The organism is Kitasatospora sp. NPDC058444, from assembly GCF_042721415.1.
In the GTDB taxonomy this organism is placed as follows: domain Bacteria; phylum Actinomycetota; class Actinomycetes; order Streptomycetales; family Streptomycetaceae; genus Kitasatospora.
On record NZ_JBHXLL010000008.1, the window covers coordinates 228,902 to 247,060 of the forward strand.

At 75.0% G+C, this 18,159-nt stretch carries 13 protein-coding genes; 4 read left to right on the plus strand and 9 right to left on the minus strand.

Annotation, left to right across the window (positions count from 1 at the left end; genetic code table 11):
- Positions 1–128: 128 nt before the first annotated feature.
- The 7 genes from ACFWP2_RS12605 to ACFWP2_RS12635 form a co-directional block, all read right to left on the minus strand.
- A complete protein-coding gene (locus ACFWP2_RS12605) occupies positions 129–2,126 on the minus strand; it encodes a hypothetical protein (protein WP_380450366.1) in 1,998 nt (665 codons plus the stop codon).
- 17 nt (positions 2,127–2,143) lie between these two features.
- Positions 2,144–3,970 carry a dipeptide ABC transporter ATP-binding protein gene (locus ACFWP2_RS12610; protein WP_380450367.1) on the minus strand — a complete coding sequence of 609 codons (1,827 nt, stop codon included), beginning with the start codon at positions 3,968–3,970 and terminating at the stop codon, positions 2,144–2,146.
- Positions 3,967–4,815 (minus strand): ABC transporter permease, encoded by an 849-nt coding sequence (locus ACFWP2_RS12615; protein WP_380450368.1) that lies wholly within the window; start codon positions 4,813–4,815, stop codon positions 3,967–3,969. The genes ACFWP2_RS12610 and ACFWP2_RS12615 overlap by 4 nt, the downstream gene beginning before the upstream one ends.
- On the minus strand, positions 4,812–5,771 hold the full coding sequence (locus ACFWP2_RS12620) for an ABC transporter permease (RefSeq protein ID WP_380450369.1): 960 nt from the start codon (positions 5,769–5,771) through the stop codon (positions 4,812–4,814). Before ACFWP2_RS12620 ends, ACFWP2_RS12615 begins: the two co-directional genes overlap by 4 nt.
- A gap of 62 nt (positions 5,772–5,833) precedes the next feature.
- Positions 5,834–7,396, minus strand: a complete 1,563-nt coding sequence (locus ACFWP2_RS12625) for an ABC transporter substrate-binding protein (RefSeq protein WP_380450370.1) — start codon at positions 7,394–7,396, stop codon at positions 5,834–5,836.
- Positions 7,397–7,479: 83 nt separating this feature from the next.
- Complete coding sequence (locus ACFWP2_RS12630; RefSeq protein ID WP_380450371.1) at positions 7,480–8,313, minus strand: heparin lyase I family protein; 834 nt, start codon at positions 8,311–8,313, stop codon at positions 7,480–7,482.
- Positions 8,314–8,380: 67 nt separating this feature from the next.
- On the minus strand, positions 8,381–9,949 hold the full coding sequence (locus ACFWP2_RS12635; protein ID WP_380450372.1) for a DUF3604 domain-containing protein: 1,569 nt from the start codon (positions 9,947–9,949) through the stop codon (positions 8,381–8,383).
- A 281-nt stretch (positions 9,950–10,230) separates the two neighbouring features.
- Here ACFWP2_RS12635 and ACFWP2_RS12640 point away from each other — a divergent pair, with 281 nt between their 5' ends.
- A complete protein-coding gene (locus tag ACFWP2_RS12640; RefSeq protein ID WP_380450373.1) occupies positions 10,231–11,247 on the plus strand; it encodes a hypothetical protein in 1,017 nt (338 codons plus the stop codon).
- 82 nt (positions 11,248–11,329) lie between these two features.
- Here ACFWP2_RS12640 and ACFWP2_RS12645 read toward each other — a convergent pair whose 3' ends face one another.
- Positions 11,330–11,872 carry a TetR/AcrR family transcriptional regulator gene (locus ACFWP2_RS12645; RefSeq protein WP_380450374.1) on the minus strand — a complete coding sequence of 181 codons (543 nt, stop codon included), beginning with the start codon at positions 11,870–11,872 and terminating at the stop codon, positions 11,330–11,332.
- Between the two features lie 113 nt (positions 11,873–11,985).
- Positions 11,986–12,897 carry a LysR family transcriptional regulator gene (locus ACFWP2_RS12650; protein ID WP_380450375.1) on the minus strand — a complete coding sequence of 304 codons (912 nt, stop codon included), beginning with the start codon at positions 12,895–12,897 and terminating at the stop codon, positions 11,986–11,988.
- Positions 12,898–13,138: 241 nt separating this feature from the next.
- On the opposite strand from ACFWP2_RS12650, the gene ACFWP2_RS12655 reads away from it, so the two are divergent.
- From ACFWP2_RS12655 to ACFWP2_RS12665, 3 genes are all read left to right on the plus strand, one after another.
- Positions 13,139–14,563, plus strand: a complete 1,425-nt coding sequence (locus ACFWP2_RS12655) for a hypothetical protein (protein ID WP_380450376.1) — start codon at positions 13,139–13,141, stop codon at positions 14,561–14,563.
- Between the two features lie 189 nt (positions 14,564–14,752).
- Entirely contained in the window at positions 14,753–16,183 is a 1,431-nt protein-coding gene (locus ACFWP2_RS12660; RefSeq protein ID WP_380450377.1) for a hypothetical protein, read from the plus strand.
- Positions 16,184–16,338: 155 nt separating this feature from the next.
- A complete protein-coding gene (locus ACFWP2_RS12665; RefSeq protein ID WP_380450378.1) occupies positions 16,339–17,943 on the plus strand; it encodes a TolB family protein in 1,605 nt (534 codons plus the stop codon).
- Positions 17,944–18,159: the final 216 nt, after the last annotated feature.

Here is an 18,159-nt window from a genome sequence, read left to right on the forward strand (position 1 = left end):
GCGACGCACCGGCTCGGGCGACGCACCGACACGGGCGACGCACCGGCTCAGGCGACGCACCGGCTCGGACACAGCACTGACGGAGGGGCCGGCCCGGGCGGGCCGGCCCCTCCCCCGTCGTCACGGCACTACGGACGGACGGCGATCAGCTCGCGCCCGCGCAGCGTGTAGAGCACCCCGTCCTCGTCCGCGGCCAGCCGGGCCCCGCTGTACCACTCGGCGTCCAGCTCGACCAGCACGGTGGCGGCCAGGGTGTCGCGGTCCAGCCGGAACAGGGTCCGCTCGCTGACCCCGTACAGGTGTCCGCCGAGGGCCAGCAGCCGCGGGTTGGGGCCGACCGCCGCCCCCAGGTCGGCGCGCCGCCCGATCACGGGGGTGAACCCGGGCCGCCGCGATCCGCGCAGGTCGACGGTGAACGCCCGGCCGTTCACCGTCAGTCCGTACAGGGTGTGCCCGTGGACGGCGAGACCGCTGATGCCCGCGCCCAGGCCGGTCGCGCCGCGCCACAGTGCGCGGCCGGCCACCGGGTCCCAGGCGGCCAGGTCGCCGCGCGGGCCGGTGGGCCGGGCGTTGTCACCGCCGAGGAACGCCTGCCCCTGCCCGACCGCCACCGCGCGGACCATCTGCTCGGGGCCGAGCGGGTCGGTGTGCACGGTCGGCCGGCCGCTGCCCGGGCGGTAGGTGACGAAGGAACCGCCGCCGGTGGTGTCGGCCTGGACCCCGAGCAGCAACAGGCCGCTGTCGGCGTCCCAGCGGATCACCTGCGGCCGGTTCTGCTCCTGGGGCAGCGCCGCCTCCTTGACCGGCGCCCGGTCGACGCCCGGCCGGTGGCGCCAGATGCCCTGCGAGGAGTAGACGCCCAGGTAGAGGGTGCCGTCGTCGAGGACCACGGTGTCCTTGGCCTCCCCCGGGACGGGGAGCTTGCGGACGGTTCCGGCGGCCGGGTCGTGCAGGGCGATCGAGCCGTTGCCGCCGACGTACACCCGCCCGGCGCGGGCCGCCACCGACATGCCGAGCTGGGCGGCGGCGGGCGCGCCGGCCTCGACCAGGTCCCGGGTGGTGACGGCCCCGGTGCCGAGGTCCAGCGTCCACACGGTGCCGCCCTCGGTGACCCCGGCCAGGGTGTCGCCGAGCCGGCCGAGGCCCCAGGAGTTGCCGTCCGGCACGGGCACCGCGAGCCGGTCGAGGGCGCCGGTGGCGAGGTCGTGGCGCCACAGCACGCCGTGCTCGGTGGAGGTGAACCAGAGGGTGTCCCCCCGGCGCTGGAAGTTGGTGACGCTCTTGGTGCCGGGGACGGCGAAGGAGCGCAGCACCCGGTGGCCGGCCGGGTCGAGGAGCGCCACGTGGGCGGGTGCGCCCTCGGTGGAGACGGCCAGCAGGTCGTCGCCGAGGGCGGTGATCCGGCGGATGATCGTGTCGCCGCGCAGGTCGGGCGGGGTGATGTCGGTGACGGCGCCGGTGGCCCGCTCGACGGCGTACAGCCTCGCCCCGGTCGCTCCGCCGCCGCCCGCGAGGTTGCTGCCGACGCCGAGGTAGGCGTGGGTCGCGGTGGCGGCGACGGCACGGCCCTGGGTGGCGTTCGGCGCCGGGGAGGCGACCTCGGTGACGGCGCCGGTGGCCGGGTCCCAGGCGTAGAGGCCGGGGCCGGCGGCCCGGCCCTTCTGCCGTCCGGTCGCGTAGACCGTTCCGTCGGGTGCGACGGCGACGTCCCGGACGTCGGCGCCGGGGACGTTGCCGAGCGCGGTGAGCGTGCCGTCGTAGCGGTAGAGGTTGGCCGCGCCCGGGGCGTCGGTGACGCCGAGGTGGAGCACGCCGCCGCGGGCGGCCGAGCCCTGGACGAAGTTGCCGGTGGGCAGGTCGACGGTGGTGGTGACCCGGCCGGTCGGCAGGTGGTAGCCGATCACCCGGGCGGGGGCGAGGTTGCGCGAGCCGATCCACAGGGTGTCGCCGACCAGCGTCGCGCTCATCAGGGGGAAGTCGGCGTTCCCGGGGCCGAGTTCGGTCACCTCCGGCGCGTCGGCCGGGGCGGCGGCGGCAGCTGTCGCGGCCGGGCCGAGTACCGAGAGCGCGGCCACCGCACCGGTGCCGAGCAGGAGTTGGCGGCGCGAGGGATCGACGGCAGGCATGGGGCTCCAGAGTCCGGTCATGGGAGAGGCAGGTCCGGGGCGCCGGCGGCGGCCAGCAGCTCCCGGGTGTACGGGTGGGCGGGGGCGGCGAACAGCTCGGCGGCGGGTGCCCGTTCGACCACCCGGCCGTGCCGCAGCACCAGCACCTCGTCGCACAGGTGCCGGACCAGCGCGAGGTCGTGCGAGATGAAGACCAGCCCGACGCCGGTCCGTTCGCGCAGGTCGGCGAAGAGGTTGAGGATCTGCGCCTGGACCGAGACGTCCAGTGCGGAGGTCGGCTCGTCGGCGACCAGCACCTGCGGGCCGACGGCCAGGGCCCGCGCGATGGCGACCCGCTGGCGCTGGCCTCCGGAGAGGCGGTGGGGCCGGGCGTCGAGCACCGCCTCCGGCAGGCCCACCAGTTCGCACAGCCCGCGCGGATCGCGGTCCCTCAGCCCGTGGGTCGTCAGCGGCTCGGCCAGCGCCTCGCGCACGGTCATCCGGGGGCTGAGCGAGGCGTACGGGTCCTGGAAGACCATCTGCACCCGGCGCCGCAGCTCGCGCTCCTCGGCGCGGTCGGCCTCGGCCCAGGAGCGGCCGCCCACCCGCACCGTCCCGGTCCGCGGGCGCACCAGTCCGAGCAGTGTGCGGGCCAGGGTGGACTTTCCGGAGCCGGACTCGCCGATCACCCCGACCGCCCGGCCGGGCGCGGCGCTCAGGCTCACGCCTTCCAGTGCCGGGGGCCGGCGGCGGCCGTAGCGGACGGTGAGGTCCTCGGCGACCAGGACGGGCTCGGCCGCCGGCTCCGCCCGTCGCCCCTCCTCCGCCGGACGCTCCGCCACCACCAGCTGCGCCGCGGGCAGATGGCAGGCGAAGCCGGATTCGGCGGTGCCGGTCCACTGCGGCGCCGAGGTCGTGCAGCGGGCGACGGCGGCCGCGCAGCGCGGCGCGAAGGCGCAGCCGGCCGGGGCCTCGCCGGCGGCCGGCGGCCGTCCGCCGATGACGGTGAGCGGAGCGCCTGGCGGGCCGTCCAGCCGGGGCACGCCGGCCAGCAGCCCGGCGGTGTAGCGGTGCCGAGGCGCGGCCAACAGCCTTCCGGTGGGGGCCCGTTCGACGATCCGGCCGGCGTACATCACCTGGACGGTGTCGCAGCTGCGGGCCACCACCCCGAGGTCGTGGGTGATCAGCAGGACGGCCGTGCCGGTCTCGTCGCGCAGCCGGACCAGCAGGTCCAGGATCTCCACCCGGGTGCTCGGGTCCAGTGCCGTGGTCGGCTCGTCGGCGATCAGCAGGTCCGGGCGGTTGGCCATCGCCATGGCGATCAGCACGCGCTGGCGCATGCCGCCCGAGAACTCGTGCGGCCGGTCGCGGTAGCGGCGCGCGGGCTCGGCGATGCCGACCAGGTCGAGGAGTTCGAGCGCCCGCTCGCGGGCCGAGCGGCGGCTCGCGCCGTGCACCAGGGCCGCCTCGGCGAGCTGGCGGCCGACCGGCGTCCGGGGGTTGAGGTGGGCCAGCGGGTCCTGGAAGACCATGCCGACGCGCCGGCCGCGCACCGCGCGCACGGCGGGTTCGGGCAGGGCGAGCAGGTCGGTCCCGTCGAACCGCACGGTGCCGCCGGTGGTGCGGCAGCCCGGTGGCAGCATCCGGTTGACGGCCAGCGCGGTGAGGGTCTTGCCCGAGCCGGACTCGCCGACCAGGCCGAGGATCTCGCCCGGCCGTACGGTGAAGTCCACTCCGCGCACCGCCTCGGCGCCGCCCGCCGCGACGCGCAGGCCGCGCACCTCCAGCAGCGGCGGGCCCGGCATCACGGCGGTGGCCGGGGCCTGGGCGGTCCCGGTCGTGGTCACCCCATCGGTCGTGGTCACCGCAGTCTCTCCCGGTTGAACGAGTCGGCGAGCAGGGTCAGGCCGAACACCAGCAGGCCGAGCAGGACGACCGGCGTCAGGGCGTAACCCGGGTGGAGGAACAGGTACTTGGAGCCCGTGTTGATCATCGTGCCGAGCGAGGGGGAGGGCGGCTGGATGCCGAGGCCGAGCACGCTCAGGCCGCCCTCGATCTTGACGGCGTGCGCCATCGCCACCGCCAGCAGCGCGGTGGTGGCGTCGACGACGTTCGGCAGCACGTGGCGGCGCAGGATCCGGCCGCGCGGCACGCCGAGCACCCGGGCGGCCACCACGTGGTCGCGGGCGAGCTGGGCGATCAGTGCCGCCCGCGCCTGGCGTCCGAAGGAGGGCAGCGCGCCGAGCACGATGGTGGCCGCCACGCTGCCCGGTCCCGGGCGCACCAGCAGGGCGAGCGCGAGTCCGAGCAGCAGTCCGTGCAGGCCGAGCAGCAGGTCGAACAGCCGCTGGACGGCCTCGCCCAGCAGCCGGTTCAGTCCGCCGAGCAGTCCCAGCGCGGTGCCGAGCACGGCGGCCGCCGGCACCGCCAGCAGGCAGACCAGCAGGTCGGTGCGGATCCCGGCCAGCGCCCGGGCGAGCAGGTCGCGCCCGACCTCGTCGGTGCCCAGCAGGTGGGCCGCCGACGGCCCGGCCAGGGCGTCCGGGCCCTGCCGGTAGGGGTCCGCGGCCAGCAGCGGGCCGAGCAGCCCCAGCAGCACCACCAGGAGGACGAGCAGCGCGCCGGTGCGCCCGCGCCGGGTGCGCAGCGCGGCCGGGAGCGGGGGCAGGGCGGGCCGCGGGCGGCGCGCGGGGGTGGCGGTCGTGGTCACCGGTCCTCCCCGGTGCCGGCGCGGGCGATCCGCGGGTCGAGTCGGCCGACGAGCAGCTCCGAACCGAGCTGGACGAGTACGGCGACGGCGACGGCGAGCATGATCAGGGTCTGGGCGACCGGGTAGTCCCGCTGGTTGATGGCGTCCAGCAGCAGTTGGCCGAGGCCGTGCCGGGCGAAGAGCTGCTCGGCGACCACCGCGCCGCCGAGCAACTCGCCCAGGTGCAGGCCGAATTCGACGCAGAACGGCGCCAGGCTGTTGGGCAGCACATGGCGTGCCAGGACCCTCCGGGGCGAGGCCCCCTTGGCGACGGCGGTCAGCACGAACTCCTCCTGGCGGGTGCGGCGCAGCTCGGTGGCGAGCAGCCGGGCCAGCACCGCCGAGCCCGGCAGCGCGAGCGCCACGGCGGGCAGGGCGAGGTACTGGACGGCGAGGTCCGGCGCGGTGAACAGGTCCCGCTCGCCGCCGGCCGGCAGCAGGCGCAGCAGTACGGCGAAGACGAAGACGAACAGCACGGCGGTGACGTACACCGGCAGCGCCAGCAGGGCGGTGGCCAGGGGGTCGAGCACCCGGGCCAGCCGGTCGCGCCGCTCGGAGGCCAGGGCGACGCCCAGCACCAGGCCGAGCACCAGCATCAGCAGGCCGGCGGCGAGGGCGAGCTGGACGGTGCTGCCGACGCTCTGGCCGATCAGGCGGGTCACCGGCTCCCGGTAGTGGAAGGAGCTGCCGGGATCGCCGGTGAGCAGCCCGTGCAGCCAGCCCAGGTACTGGACGGGCATCGGTCGGTCCACACCGAGGCTGTCGGCGAGCCGGTCGCGCTGCTCCTGGTCGGCCTCGGCGCCGAGCGCGGCGGACACCGGGTCGCCGGGGGCGAGGCGGAGCAGCAGGAAGACGGCGACGGAGGCGAGCCAGAGCGTGGCCAGCGCACCGGCCGCCTTTCTGGTCCAGTAGGGCACGGGGGTACTCCAAGTGGGTGGATAGCCGTCCCGGGGCGGTGGGGGGCGCCCCGGGACGGCCGTCAGGCGGTGCGCCGGGTGTCGTCGAGCCGCAGGTAGCCGAGCGCGCTGGTGGCCACGCCGTGCACCGAGGAGGCGAAGGCGTAGGTCTCCCAGGCGTGCGCGAGGGTGATGTGGAAGGACTCGGCGAGCAGGTACTCGGACAGTTCGTGGTTGACGTCGGCCCTGGCCCGCTCGTCGGCGGCGGCGAAGGCCCGCGACTGGAGTTCGGCGTACGCGGGATCGGTGACGTGCGAGGTGTTCCGGCCGACCTGGAGCGGGCCGGAGACGGTGATCCCGCTCAGCGGGGAGACGCTGACCATGCCGTGGTTGGCGATGAACAGTCCCTCCAGCGTGCCCTGCTGGATCTTCGGCTGGAGCGCGGCGTTGTCCAGCAGCTGGACGTCGACGCCGAACCCGGCCTGCTCCAGGTCGTACTTGACCAGTTCCACGAGGGAGGCGAAGACCGGCGAGTTGGCGGCGGTGAGCGGCACCCGCGCGCCTTCGGCGCCGGCCTCCCGGAGCAGCCCGCGGGCCTTCTCCGGGTCGTGCGGGTAGCGGGTGACCTGGTCGGGGGTGACGCCGGGGGTGTTGGAGGGCCAGGGCAGGCTGCTCGCCTCGGCGTGGCCGCCGTACACCTGGGCGACGATGCGCTCGCGGTCCACCGCGTACTGCAGGGCCTGGCGCACCCGGCGGTCGTCGAAGGGCCTGCCGGTGACGTTCACACCGAGGAACGCCTGCTGGTAGGAGGACTTGGCGGACTGCACGGCGAAGGCCGGGTTCCCGCCCAGCACCTTGAGGTCGCGCCCGGGCACCGCGCCGATCAGGTGGGACTGCCCCGACTGGAGGGCGGACAGCGCGGCCTGGCTGCCGGTCACCGACCGGACGGTGATCCGCTCGAAGCGGGGCCGCCCGCTCTGCCAGTAGCGGTCGTAGCGGGTGAGGTCGAGCTGGTTGCCGCCCTTGAACGCCTGCCAGGTGAAGGGACCGGTGCCGTTGACCTTCTCGGCGGCCCTGCCGTCGACGTAGCTGCGGGCGTCCACCACGGGGTTGAAGGCGAGCGCGTCGAACAGGTTGCTGGTGGGCTCGGCCAGGGTGAGGGTGACCTCGTGCGGGGCGCTCGCCCTGATGTCGGAGAGCCGTTCCAGCAGCGGCTTGACCTGGGAGGACCTGGCGGCGCCGGTGAGCGAGAAGACGACGTCGTCCGGGCTGAGCGGGCGGCCGTCGTGGAAGGTGACGTCCTCGCGCAGCTTGAGCACCAGCTTGGTGCGGTCGGTGCTCCACTCCCAGGAGGTGGCGAGCCAGGGCACGGGCTGGAGGGTCTGCGGGTCGAGGTCGACCAGCCGGTCCAGCACCAGGTTGACGAACACCGGGGTGTCCGGGCCGCGGTGGAGCAGCTGGGTGGGGTCGGGGGCGGCGCCGTAGACGATCTGGAGGTCCGGCGCGGTGGTGGTCGCGGAGGCCGCGGCCCCGCCGGCGGCGTCCTCGGTGGCGGAGCGGCAGCCCGCCGCCAGCAGGACCGCTCCGGCGCTCAGGCCGAGGAAGCCCCTTCGGGGAAGGCCGCGGTGACGGGCTGCGTCGCTCATGGTGGTGCTACCTCTTCGGCTCTCGGGTTCTCGGGTTCTCGGGTTCTCGGGGCTCGGTCGACGGGTCCGCGACGGGTCCGGGGTCAGTACCTGGTGACGACGACGCCGTCGCTCCAGGCCACCACCTCGGGGCCGCCGGTCGGGTAGGGGATGTTCTTGGCCGGGTTCCAGTTGGCCCGGTAGATGCCGGTCTTGAAGTACGGCGACTGGTTCTGGTGGTAGTTGTTGAGGCCGCTGTACGCGCCGACCTGCGCGCCGTCCCGGAACACGGTGATGGCGCCGGGGGTGGTGTCGGTGGACCAGGTGATGTCGAAGGCCCACTGGTTCCAGTGGCCGAACTGCACGTCGCCGAGCGGGATCACCGCCTCCTGGACGGTGGTCGGGTCGACCAGCCAGTGCACCTTGAGCCGCCAGCTGCCGTCCTTGACGGTCAGGGCGATCGGCGGCTTGGTGTCGCTGCCGTCCGCGAGCGGGTAGCCGTGCCACTGGGCGAGGATCGTCTCGGTGGAGGTCCGCACCCAGTCGGCGGGCAGGTAGTCGGCGAGGGCGAAGCGGTAGCTGCCCCAGCCGAGGGAGTTGACGGCGACCTCGGAGCGGTAGGAGACGCCGTCGTTCGGCACGCCGAAGCGGGCGGCCCGGCCGCTGCCTCCGAGGGGTGCGGGGGCCACGGTGATGCTGCCGTTGCCGTCGACGCGCTGGCGGGTCCAGGCGGAGACGGTACCGGATTCGAAGTCGTCGGCGAAGACGTCGGTGCCGGACACCACGGCGGGCGCCGCGGACGCGGTGGACGCGGTGGACGCCGCGGACGCGGTGGACGCGGTGGACGCGGTGGACGCGGCGTGGGCCGGGGCGGCGGCGGTCACGGCCAGGGCGGCGGTGAGCGCGGCCGCGGCGAGGCGGCCGGGGAGGCGGGACATGGTGCTGCTCCTTCTCGGGTTCGGGGCTGATCGATCGGCGGCCGCGGCCGGTTGACCGGTGACGGGGTCAACCGGCCCGGCGACAGGAGTCGGCCGGTCCCACCCAGGTCGGGCTGGACCAGGCCCACTGGTCGTTCAGCTGCCGGACCCGCACGTGGTAGAAGTCCCCGTCGCCGCCCGGGCGTTCGTCGGTCAGCTCGAAGTCGGCGGTCGTCTCCCGGTCGGGCACGGCCCGGTCGAAGCGGTAGGCGCCGGAGACGAACCCGCCGGTGAAGCCGGTCCGTGCGCCCGCGAGGAGCTCGCCGACGGTGTGGGCGCTCTCGACGCCGTTCACGACGGCGACCAGCCGGGTGCGCGCGTCGCCCTCGATCCGCAGCGAGAAGCCCTGGGTGCTGTCGGTGGCGGTGTTGGGGTTGCCGTCGGTGACCGTCCGCAGCCGGACCTCACCCGGCCCGGTGCGCTCCCACCGGGACGGCCGGTAGGTGTCCGGCTCGGCCTCGGCCGGCGCGACGGTCTCCGGGCCGCGCAACCGGGGCTGGACGTCCAGCAGCCGCCCGCCCTCGACCCGCAGCTCGACGTCCCAGTGCACGGGTTCGCCGCGCCGGCCCCAGCCGACGGCGAAGCCCAGGGTGCCGGAGAAGGTGTCCGAGCCGCCGCCGCGGGCGAGGAGTTCGGGCCGGCTGACCCGGTGGACCGGCACGCCGTTGCGCAGCAGTTCGACGTGGTCGAGCGCGTCCCGGCCCTGGACGGTGACGTGGATCCGGCGCCGGTCGGCGGAGGCGGCCTCGGCGCCCATCGGGGCGCCGTTGACGGAGGTGGCGAGCAGGATGCGGTCCCCGGTGATCGCGTAGGTGCGGCGCTGCTGGACGGCGTTCCAGATCCCGTCCCGGGTCAGTTCCGGGGCCCAGACCGCCACCCGGCCGTGCCCGTGGCTGCCGGGGAAGGCGCTGTGGTGGTCGGTGGAGCCGATCAGCCCGAAGCGGTGGCCCAGGCGCAGGCCGTGGACGGCCGTGGCGGCGGCGGCGCGCGGGCCCATGGTGTGCAGGTAGTTGCGCGGCGCCTCGTCGGACTCGGCGCAGCCGTGCATCGAGACCATCTCCACCACCGGGGCGAACTCCTCGGTGTAGGAGGCCCAGTCGATGCCGCGGCGGGCCGGCCCGTAGCCGATGTGGTGCGGCAGCGCCCAGGTCCGCAGGCCCTGGGCGGCGAGCACGCGCAGCCGGGCGCGCAGTCCGTCCAGGTCCGCCGCCCGGATGATCTCTCCGCGCGGGCCGTCGAAGTACACGCAGTGGTCGCCGTGGGCGAGGCTGTGCCACTCGAAGGACTGGAAGGTGACGAAGCGGCCGTCCTCGTGGGCGGCGGCGGTGACGTCCTGGACGTGGTCCCAGAGCCGGGCCAGCCGGGCGAAGCCCTCGGTGTGGTAGTCGACCAGGCTCGCCAGTTCGGGGGTGCGCTCGGGCAGGTCGGGCCACCAGCCGTGGCCGGTGACGCTGGCGAAGTCGAGCTGGAGCCGGGCGTTGGCGTAGGCGTCCTCGATGCTCCCGTGGCCGTAGCTGATGCCGCAGTGGTTGTGGAGGTCGCCGACGTACAGGCCCAGGCCGGCGTAGCCGGGCGCGTCGGTGGTGGGGGCGGTCATCGGGCGGGGCTTCCTCGGATCGTGGTCGGCCGGGTGTGATCGACCCTGTTTGATCGACTCTGAGAAGAAGTTAGCCGCGATCTCCAGGGAGTGGTCAAGGCCGGTTCGACCGGTGTCGCGCGATCGCCATCGGGCGAAACATCGCCTTCACAGAAGATCCGCTGGTGAAGCTGGCCAGGCCACTGGACGGCCGACCACTGTCGACCCATCACACCCCGACCGATACTTTTGATTGATCTGATAGAAACTTCCGCAACACCCCTCCCCCGAAGGACGGTTCCATGCCGCACCCCGCCCTGCCCGCCGCGCCCGACCTCGGCGCCTCCCACCTCGTCCGCGCCCCTGAGCGCCCCGAACCCGGGTACTGGGCCGGCTGCCCGGGCGTCCGGTACGAGCCGGACCTCGACCGCTTCCTGCTCACCTACCGCGAGCGCCGCCCGCGCGGCACGGCGCACGGGCCCGACCGGGGCTGGCGCTGCGCCGTCGCCGAGAGCACCGACGGCATCGCCTTCCACGACCTGTGGTCCGTCCGGCGCGACGAACTGGGTTCCCCCTCGATGGAACGCCTCGCCCTGCTGCGCCGCGACGGCCGCTACCTGCTCCACCTGAGTTACGTCGACCCGGCCGACAACCGGTGGCGCGTCGACGCCCTGAGCGCCGACGCCCCCGAGTCCTTCGACCTCGACGCCCGCACCCCGGTCCTCACCGCCGGGACCACCGGCACCGAGGGCGTCAAGGACCCGTACCTGCTCGAAACCGACGCCGGCGTCCACCTGTTCGCCACCGTCTCCCGCGCCCGGCCGTTCACCCCCGAGGAACGGGCCCGCGCCCACGCCGACGCCGACATCCACACCACCGGCCTCACCGTCCAGCCCACCGCCCTCGCGCTGTCCCCGGACGGGCTGCGCTTCACCGCCACGCCGGGCCGCGCCGCCGAGGCCCTGGACGTCGGCCCGGCCGGGGCCTGGGACGGCTACGAGTCCCGGATCACCACCGTCCTGCCCGACGGCCGGGGCGGCTGGCTCGCGCTCTACGACGGCTCGGCGGACGCCTCCGGCAACTACGAGGAGCGCTGCGGCCTGGCGGCCTCCGCCGACCTGCGCGGCTGGCACCGCCTCACCCCGGACGGCCCCTGGCTGGACGTCCGGTACGCCGACCTCGTCCCGGCCCGCGGCCGCTGGTACCTCTACTACGAGCAGACCCGCGCGGACGGCGCCCATGAACTGCGGGTGGCCGTCCTGGACGAGTTCGCCGGCGTCCGCCCCGACGGCCACCCGGCGGCCCCGGACCGCACCTGAGCCGAGGCCCGCCCGGGGGCGGCGTGTCAGTCGGCCGGCGGCAGGCGCCCGGTGTCGTGCGCCCGGTGTCGGGCGGCCGCCGTCAGGCGGCCAGCAGGGCCTCGGCGATGCCCCGGGCCCGCCAGGCGGCGTCCGGGGTGCCCTCGCGCAGGGCGGTGACGATGGCGCCGTCCATCAGGAGGGCGAACTGCCGTGCCCGCTCGCCGGGTTCGGGGACGCCGGCGTCCCGCAGGAACCGCTCGACCAGTTCGACGACGCGGGTCTTGTGCAGGGCGGCCATCCGGCAGGCCGGGCTGGCGGGGTCGGTGATCTCGGTCATCGTGTTGATCGCGACGCAGCCGCGGAAGTCCTGCGTCGCGAAGCGTTCGGCCAGCGCGTCGAAGACGTGCAGCGGGTGGCCGCCGTGGGCCGCGACCCGCTCGGAGAGCCACGCCCGCCACCGGACGTCACGGCCCTCCAGGACCGCGGTCACCAGCGCCTCCTTGCCGGCGAAGTGCCGGTAGAAGGAGGCCCGGCCCACACCGGACTCGGAGAGGATGCGCTCGACGCCGACGGCGCGGATCCCGTGGGCGTAGAAGAGGGTCTCGGCCGTGCTCAGCAGGCGCGCCCGTGCGTTGACTGCCATGCGGGCGATCTTATCCGCGATCGAACAAAACGGTACCGATCGGTGTCGTTCAACAACCACCCCCGCGCCCGCCCCCGCCCCGCGAGCGGCCCGGCCGCCCCCGCGCGGCCGGCTCACGCGCCTGAGGCGGCCGCCTCGGCGAGGGAGTCCAGCACCGGCCGCACCAGTGGGTGCCCGTCGGCGCCGGCCCGGACGGCGGCGAAGACCCGGCGGGTGGCGAGCTCGCTGTCCACCGGGCGCACCGCGACCTCGCCGAGGTCGACGCCGCGCAGCGCCGAGCGCGGCACCAGCGCCACCCCGAGGCCCGCCGAGGCGAGCGCCACCACGGCCCGGAAGTCGTCGGAGGAGTGCAGCAGCCGGGGCTGGAACCCGGCGTGCTCGCAGGCCAGCAGCACCACGTCGTGGCAGGGGTTGCCCGGGTACGGCCCGATCCACGGCTCGTCGGCGAGCGCGGCCACGGCCAGCGGGCCGGACTCGTCGGCCAGCCGGTGGCCGAGCGGCAGGACGGCCTCGAAGGGCTCGGCGTACAGCGGCACCCTGGTCAGCCGGGCGTCGTCGGCGCGCGGGGCCCCCCGGTACTCGACGGCCACCGCGAGGTCGGCCCGGCCGTCCAGCACCATCGGCAGGCTGGCGTCGCCCTCGGCGTCCAGCACCTTGAGCCGCACCCCGGGCGCGCGCTCGGCGAGCAGGCCGACGGCGGGGGCGAGCACGGAGGCGATGGCGGTCGCGAAGGAGGCCACGGTGACCTCCCCGGAGACGCCCGCGCTGTACGCGGCGAGGTCGGCCTCGGCGCGCTCCAGCTGGGCGAGCACCACGTCGGCGTGGCCGAGCAGGATCTCCCCGGCGGCCGTCAGCCGTACGCCCCGGCCCTCCCGGGCGAGCAGGTCGTGGCCGGTCTCCTGCTCCAGGGCGGCCAGCTGCTGGGAGACCGCGGAAGGGGTCAGGTAGAGGGCGGCCGCCGCGGCGGTCACGGTGCGGTGGTCCGCCACGGCCCGCAGGGTCCGCAGCCGTCGTGCGTCGATCACGGACCAATTCTGCCAGCGTGGCGCGGCGTGCCGGACCGGCCGGAGTCGCGGGGCGGTCGGAGCGGCGGGGCGCGGCGGTGTCTGGGACGGGGCGGGCCAGCGCCGGGGTACCACCGGTGACGTATTTCCGGACGAGATCGCTCGTGTCCGTTGACCGGACACCCCGGACGGCGTTTGGCTCGTGATCGAACCGGGCCGCGGGGGTCGTGGGCCCGGCACCGTCATCTGGGGAGGATGATCGATGACCACCGCACGCACCCGCCGCCGGGCGGCCCGTACCGCCGCCGTCCTGGTGGCCGCCGCCGTGGCCGCCGGAGCCGCGACGCCCGCCGCCGAGGCCCGCCCGCCCAAGGGCGACACCGCCCGGGTCAGCGAGGGCCCCAAGGGCGAGGCGCTGGACCGCGAGTCCCTCGCCCTCGGGCTGAGCGGCGACGGCCGCCTGGCCCTGTTCTCCACCGGGGCGCGCGATGTGCTTCCCGGCGGCAGCGGGGCGGGCGACATCTACGTCCGCGACCTGCGCAACGGCCACACCCAGCGGGCCAGCGTCGCCGACGACGGCTCCTCGCTGGACGGCGGCTCCGGGGCGGCGGCGATCAGCGGCGACGGCCGGTACGTGGCCTTCTCCAGCTACGCGACCAACGTGGTGCCCGGACAGCCGAAGCACCGCACCGACGTCTTCGTCCGCGACCTCTGGACCGGCCGCACCGAACTGGTCACCGCCGCCGCCTCGCCGAACGCCGACGACCAGACCATCCGCAGCGCCTGGGACCCGGCGATCAGCTGGGACGGCCGCTACGTGGCCTACTCCTCGGACCGCACCGACCTCGCCCCGGGCGTGCACAACGGCAAGTACCAGATCTTCGTCACCGACCGCTGGACCCGCACCACCCGGCTGGTCACCGTCGGCGCCGACGGCACCGAGGCCGACAACAGCTCCTACCGTCCGACGATCAGCGCGGACGGCGCCGTCATCGCCTTCAACTCCCGGGCCGCCAACCTGCTCCCGGCCGACCAGGCCCCGCCCGCCGCCGGGACCGCCGCAGCCGCCGAGCGGACCGTGAACACCGCCGAGGGCGGCGCGGCGGGGGCCGCGCCCGGACTGGCCGCCGGGACCCGCGCCTACCCCTCGTACGTCTGGGACGCCCGCACCGGCAGGACCACCGGCGCCAGCCTCGACGACACCGGAGCCCTGCGCGGCAGCGGCACCGACGCGTCGATCAGCCCCTCCGGCCGCTACACCGTCTACAGCCTCTTCCAGGACGGCGGACGGCCCGGCTCGCACGGCGTCCACAAGGACGTCTTCGTCCACGAGCTGGCCACCGGCAAGGTCACCGAGGTCAGCACCGCGCTGCCGGGCACCACGACCGTCGACTCCTCCTTCGACTCCGTGATGACCCTGGACGACCGCTGGGTGTACTTCGCCTCCGACGCCACCGGCCTGGTGCCCGGCGACACCAACGGGCAGACCGACATCTTCCGCCGCGACCTGTGGACCGGCCGCACCGAACGGGTCTCCCTCACCGAGGACGGCGCCCAGAGCACCGCCTCCTCCTACCGCCCGCAGGTCGACGCCTTCGGCACCACGCTGCTCTTCACCGCCGACGACGGGAACCTGGTCCCCGGCGACACCAACGCCGTCGCGGACGTCTTCCGGCGCCGCCTGTGACGGCGACGGACTCCCCCGGTTCTCCCGACTCTCCCGGCTCCCCTGACTCCGTTGCGGAATACGCCTGTTGACGTATTTCCCGACGGGATCACCTCCGGCCGTTGACCACCGGCCCTCCCGACGGTTGGCTCTGCGGAAGCCCGCCGCCGGGAGGGAGCGCGGCCGGGCGATCCCAGGGGAGGACCTTCCATGACCACCGCACGCACCCGCCGATGGCCGGCCCGCGCCGCCGCCGTCCTGGCCGCCGCCGCCGTGGCCGCCGGCGCCGCGACGCCCGCCGCCGAGGCCAAGCCGCCCAAGGGCGACACCGCCCGGGTCAGCGAGAGCCCCAAGGGCGAGCAGTCCAACGGGCACTCGACCTCGCTCGGCCTGAGCGAGGACGGCCGCGCCGCGCTCTTCACCTCGACCGCGACCAACCTGCTGCCCGAGACCGGCACGCCGAACTCGGACGAGGTCTACGTCCGGAACCTGCGCAACGGGCACGTCGAGCGGGTCAGCGTCGCCGACGACGGCTCGCGACTGAACGCCCCCACCACGGACGCCTCGATCAGCGCCGACGGCCGGTACGTGGCCTTCAGCACCACCGCCACCAACGTGGTCCCCGGCCAGCCGGCGCACGACAGCGATGTCTTCGTCCGCGACCGCTGGACCGGCCGCACCGAACTGGTCACCGCCGCCGCCGTGCCGAGCAGCGACGACCAGAGCCGCTACGGGGCCGTCAGCCCGAGCATCAGCCGCGACGGCCGCTACGTCGCCTACGTCTCCAACCGCAGCGACCTCGCCACCGGCGTGCTGCGGCGCGGCAGGAACAACGTCTACATCACCGACCGCTGGACCCACACCAGCCGGCTGGTCACCGTCGGCGCGGACGGCGAGGGCGCGGACAACAACTCCTTCGAGCCGGCGATCAGCGCGGACGGCGCCACCGTCGGCTTCACCTCCCGGGCGAGCAACCTGCTGCCGGAACCCCCGACCACCGACCCAGGCACCGACCCGGCCACCGGTACCGACCCCGGCGCCGAGACCGCCCCCGGCGCCGACTCGCCCCGGCTGACCGGACCCCACTACTACCGCTACTACGTCTGGACCGCCGCCACCGGCATCGTCGGCGCCAGCCTGAACGACACCGGCGAGCTGACCGGCGCCTCCTACGAGGCCCGGATCAGCCTGGACGGCCGCTACGCGATCTACAGCCTCCCGGTGTTCGTCGGCGGCTTCCCCGGCCCGGCCCACGGCATCCGGATGGACGTGTACGTCCACGAGCTGGCCACCGGCAAGGTCACCAAGGTCAACACCGACCTGCCGGGCACCACCACCAAGTGGTCGTCCTCCTCCGGTGTCATGACGGCCGACGACCGCTGGGTCTACTTCGACTCCAGCGCCGAGAACCTCGTCCCCGGCGACACCAACGGCCTCAGCGACGTCTTCCGCCGCGACCTGCGGACCGGGCTGATCGAACGGGTCAGCCTCACCCACGACGGCCAGCAGCCCACCAGCGCCTCGTCCTTCCGCCCGTTCGTGGACGCCACCGGCGACACGGTGATCTTCACCGCCGACGACGGCGACCTGGTCCCGGGCGACACCAACCAGGCGCTGGACGTCTTCCTGCGCCGCCTGTGACGCCCTGACCACCCGTCCGCATACGTCTGTTGACGTATTTTCAGACGACATCACCCGAGGCCGTTGACCCCCTCGCCCTCCCGACGATTGGCTCTGCCGAAAGCCCGTCGCCGGGAGGGAGCCCGGCCGGGCGATCGCTGGGGAGGAAGAACCTCATGACACGTACCACCCGGACCACCCGCAACCGGTGGCTGTCGGGCGGCGGCGGCGTCCTGGCCGCGGCCGCCCTGCTCGCCGTCGCCGCCGCGCCGGCCCAGGCCGCCCCGGTGCCGCACGGCACCACCCGGGTCAGCGTCGGACTCGACGGCGCCACGCCCGACGACTCGTCCTTCGGCCAGGGCGTCAGCGCGGACGGCCGCTACGCCCTGTTCACCTCCTGGGCCAGGAACCTGGTGTCCCAGCCCACCGCGAGCGCGCGCAACGCCTACCTGAAGGACCTGCGCACCGGCCGCACCGAGCTGGTCAGCCTGTCCGACTCGAGCGAGCCGGTGAACGGCTGGGTCGAACAGGCCGCGATCAGCGGCAACGGCCGCTACGTCGCCTTCGAGACCGACGCCGACAACGTGGTGCCCGGCATGCAGGTCAAGGGCCGCAACGAGGTGTACGTCCGGGACCGGAAGACCGGCCGCACCGAGCTGGTCAGCGGCGGGCTCACCAGCACCGACCCCGACCGGTTCCACTACTCGTACGCGCCCTCGATCAGCGCCGACGGCCGGTACGTGGCCTTCGTGTCCTCCCGGACGGACCTGGACCCGACCGTCGTGGACCCCGGGCCCGAGCCGGATCCCACCACCGCGCCCTCGCTCACCCGGCCCTACACCTGGAAGCTCAACATCTACCTGACCGACCGCCGGACCCACACCACCCGGCTGATCTCCCACGACGCGAACGGCCGGCCGGGCGAGAGCACGTCCTTCCGCCCGACGATCAGCGCCGACGGCCGCACCATCGGCTTCGGCTCCCTCTCCGACCTGCTGCCGTCCGAGCAGACCCCCGGCCTCGCCGCCGCGACCGCGGCCGCCGCCTCCGCCTCCGCCGACGTGGAGCTCACCCCGAGCGCCGCCGAGGCCGCGCGCCGCAGCGTCCCGCGGAACGTGGCGCAGCCGAGCCTGGCCCGCCCGACCTCCGCCGTCTACTACACCTACGACGTGCGCTCCCGGACGCTCACGCCGGTGAGCGTGGGCCTGGACGGCCAGGTCGGCTACTCCAGCTTCGAGGCGACGATCAGCCCCGACGGGCGGCGCGCGATCTACACGCTGGCCGAGCCCGGCGGCGGCACCAGCGGCCACCGGTACCACACGGTGCTCTACGTCCGGGACCTGAAGAAGGGCACCGTGACCAAGGTCAGCGGCGGTCTGCCGGGCACCGGTTCGGTCGGCTCCTCGGACCACGGCTCGATCACCGCGGACAACCGCTGGCTCTACTTCGAGTCCGCCGCGGACAACCTGGTGGCGGGCCCGCAGCACCCGGGCTGGGACGTCTACCGCCAGGACCTGCGCACCGGGCGCACCGAGCGGGTCTCGACCACGCCGGACGGCTCGCTCGGCAACGGCTGGTCGAACCAGCCGTTCGTGGCGGCCTCCGGCAGGACCGTGGTGTTCGATTCGACCAGCGGCAACCTCGTCGCCGGCACCGACGGCCCGGCGGCGGGCGAGAAGTTCCAGGTCTTCGCCAAGCCCGCGGGAGGCCACCACGGCGACGACCGGGGCGACCGGAACGACCAGGGCGACGAGGACCAGGGCCGGAACGAGGACGACTGACGAGCGCGGGGACGGCTGACCGGCGCCCGCCCTCCGGGAACCACGACGGGGGCGGGACGTCGGCCGGGCCGGCGTCCCGCCCCCGCGATGGGAGGGTGGGGCAGGTGGTCTCTGGGCCGTGGGGGGGGGGGGGGGGGGGGGGGGGGCCCGGCCCCCACGCGGGGGTCATACTCGGAGCTGCCCGCGCGCTACGGGGGGAGCCCGGCGGGGCGCAGC

Bases quoted from the DNA above. Each gene is read 5' to 3' on its own strand.
- ACFWP2_RS12640 (WP_380450373.1), top strand. From the start codon at position 10,231: ATGCCGCACCCCGCCCTGCCCGCCGCGCCCGACCTCGGCGCCTCCCAC.
- ACFWP2_RS12630 (WP_380450371.1), bottom strand. From the start codon at position 8,313: ATGTCCCGCCTCCCCGGCCGCCTCGCCGCGGCCGCGCTCACCGCCGCC.
- ACFWP2_RS12665 (WP_380450378.1), top strand. From the start codon at position 16,339: ATGACACGTACCACCCGGACCACCCGCAACCGGTGGCTGTCGGGCGGC.
- ACFWP2_RS12645 (WP_380450374.1), bottom strand. From the start codon at position 11,872: ATGGCAGTCAACGCACGGGCGCGCCTGCTGAGCACGGCCGAGACCCTC.
- ACFWP2_RS12625 (WP_380450370.1), bottom strand. From the start codon at position 7,396: ATGAGCGACGCAGCCCGTCACCGCGGCCTTCCCCGAAGGGGCTTCCTC.
- ACFWP2_RS12655 (WP_380450376.1), top strand. From the start codon at position 13,139: ATGACCACCGCACGCACCCGCCGCCGGGCGGCCCGTACCGCCGCCGTC.
- ACFWP2_RS12660 (WP_380450377.1), top strand. From the start codon at position 14,753: ATGACCACCGCACGCACCCGCCGATGGCCGGCCCGCGCCGCCGCCGTC.
- ACFWP2_RS12635 (WP_380450372.1), bottom strand. From the start codon at position 9,949: ATGACCGCCCCCACCACCGACGCGCCCGGCTACGCCGGCCTGGGCCTG.
- ACFWP2_RS12605 (WP_380450366.1), bottom strand. From the start codon at position 2,126: ATGCCTGCCGTCGATCCCTCGCGCCGCCAACTCCTGCTCGGCACCGGT.